2 protein-coding genes are annotated in these 2,357 nt (G+C 75.4%); both read right to left on the reverse strand.

Annotated features, from left to right (window positions below):
* The coding region (locus tag KDM41_17955; protein MCB1185307.1) for a hypothetical protein at nucleotides 1-491 on the reverse strand (491 nt) is incomplete at its 3' end.
* Between the two features lies 1 nt (nucleotide 492).
* Nucleotides 493-2,357, reverse strand: a 1,865-nt coding sequence (locus KDM41_17960; GenBank protein ID MCB1185308.1) for a TonB-dependent receptor, incomplete at its 5' end; no start/stop codon positions are given.

Raw genomic sequence — 2,357 nt, forward strand, 5'->3', positions numbered from 1 at the left:
TGGGCGGCGATGTAGAGCATGTCGCCGACGGCGGTCATCCAGGCCGTCTCGGGCAGGCCGTCGGCGTCGGCCCACGGCGCGGTCGAGTAGACGGCGGTGACCGCTTCGGTCGCCACGTCGACCTTCAGCAGCTCGGCGGTGTCGTAGCAGCTCACGTAGGCGTCGCCCGCCGTGTCGAAGGCGATGTCCTGGGGGTTGCGGCCCGCGCCGAGGCTGAACTCGCGCTCGAGGGCCCCGCTCTCGCCGTACACCTGCAGCACGTTCGCGCCCGCACGCCCCACCACGTAGAGGCGGCCGTCGTGGTGGCGGGCCACGGCGTCGCCCGGCACCGTCGCGAGGTCGGCGCCAACGGACCACGGGGCGTCGGGCGCGAAGCCGCGCAGGCGCCCGAAGGTGGAGTAGTCGGTCGTCAGCACCCAGGCCGACTGGGCGGTGGCGGCCGAGGCGGCGGCCAGGAGGACGAGGATGGGCAGCAGGCGGGTGGTCTTCATGTCAGTACCTCAACCGGGCGGAGAGCCGCCAGGTGCGTCCGGGAAGGGGGTAGCCATCGACGTCGTAGACCGCGTCGTCGGTCAGGTTGATGACCTCGGCCTGCACCGTGACCAGGCCGGCCGGACCGAGCAGGTCCGGTCGCCAGTCGCGGGCGCAGCCGAGGTTCACGAGGGTGCGGGCCGGCGCGCGGCCGGCCTCGGTGTTGTAGCGGTCGCGGTAGTTGTCGCCGAGGTGGGCCAGGCCGGCCCAGGGGCGCCAGGCGCCGAAGCGCCCGGAGAGCCGGGCATGGGCCTCGACGTCGGGCAGGAACGGCACGCGCTTGCCGTCGTAGGTCGGCGAGTCCTCCTCGGTGACGCGCTGCATCGTGAGGTTCGCGTCCAGGCGCAGGTCCGCGGGCAGGGCCACCCCCACCTCGGTCTCGAGGCCCCGCGCCAGGGTGCGGTCGGCGTTCTCGGCCTTCGTCGAGCGGGGACCGTTGGCCACGAAGACGATCTTGTCCTCGGTCTCGGCGATGTACGCGGCCACGCGGCCGGTGAAGCCCCCGCGCCGCAGGCTGAACGCCAGGTCGGCGCTGCGCAGGCGCTCCGCACGCAGCCCGGGATTGCCGTCGACCCCGCCCCGGTGACCGAAGAGCTCGACCCACGACGGCTGCCGCACGGTGCGCGCGGCGTGGGCCTCGACGAAGAACGTCGCCGGACGCACCTCCCACACCGCGCCCACGGAGGGAGAGACGTCGTCGCGCACCGTCTCCAGGAAGTCGGGCTGCCAGGGCACGGGCGGATTCAGGGGGAAGGTGTCGTGGGTGTGCTGCCAGCGCCAGGCCGGCGAGAGCGTCACGCGCCCCCGGGCGGCGTGGACATCGAGCACGGCGAAGGCCCCGACGGCCCGGCGGCGCCGCTCGGGATCCTCGCGCCCGGCGGTGGTCCCCGTCCGTTCCTGGCCGCGCCAGTCGGCGCCCATCGTCAGGTCGAGCCGGTCGCGCACGAGGGTCGGCGCCCAGGCGAGGCGGCCGGCGAGGTCGGCGTCGCGGGCGTGGCTCGTGCCGGCGGGCGTCAGGCCCACCTCCCGTTGCGGGTCGAAGAGGAATTCGTTGCCGCGCCCCGCCGCGCCGTCCAGCCGCACGAGGCCGTCGCGCCAGGACACGTGCACCTGGCCGTCGAGCCGGTCGTAGCGCACGGACGCGTGGGGACTGGGCAGGCCGATGGGACCGGGGCGTCCCCCGTCGCGCCGGGTGAAGCCCGCGGCCACGCGCACGTCGAAGTCGTCCCCGTGCCAGCGGCCGTTGCCCCACGCCCCCCACTCCTCGAGCCAGGCGTTCTCGCGCACCCGCACGGTATCGTCGTCGCTGCGGTGGAAGGTCTGGTTGTGGTCGACGTAGCTGAAGTCGTTGTCGGCACGGTGACCGTGCACGAGGATCTGGGCGGTGCGCGCCCCGTCGCCGCCGCGGCCGGCCCACGAGGCCCGCGCCGAGCGCTCGCCGAACGAACCCGCCAGCGCCTCGGCATCCCAGCCCTCGTCGCCGTCGCGGGTGATGAAGTTGACGGCGCCGGCGCCCCCCACGCCGCCGAGGCCGGCCGGCACGGTGCCGCGGTGCACCTCGACGGCGGCAAGGCGATCCAGGGGCAGGCGGCCGAAGCCGGCCAGGCCGGTCTGGGCATCGGGCAGGGGCATGCCGTCGAGGAAGAAGCGGATCTGGGCGGGGGCCGAGCCGCGCAGCGAGGGCACGGCGGTGGCGCCCCAGCCGCCGAGGCGCGCCGTCTGGAAGCCGGCCACGCCGCCGAGCAGGTCGCCGAGGTCGCGGTAGCCCACGGCGTCGTCGACCTCGACCCGGCTCATGACCGCCGCGGTCGAGGGCGCGGCCGGCC

This window comes from bacterium, from assembly GCA_020440705.1.
Classification (GTDB): Bacteria; Krumholzibacteriota; Krumholzibacteriia; order LZORAL124-64-63; family LZORAL124-64-63; genus JAGRNP01.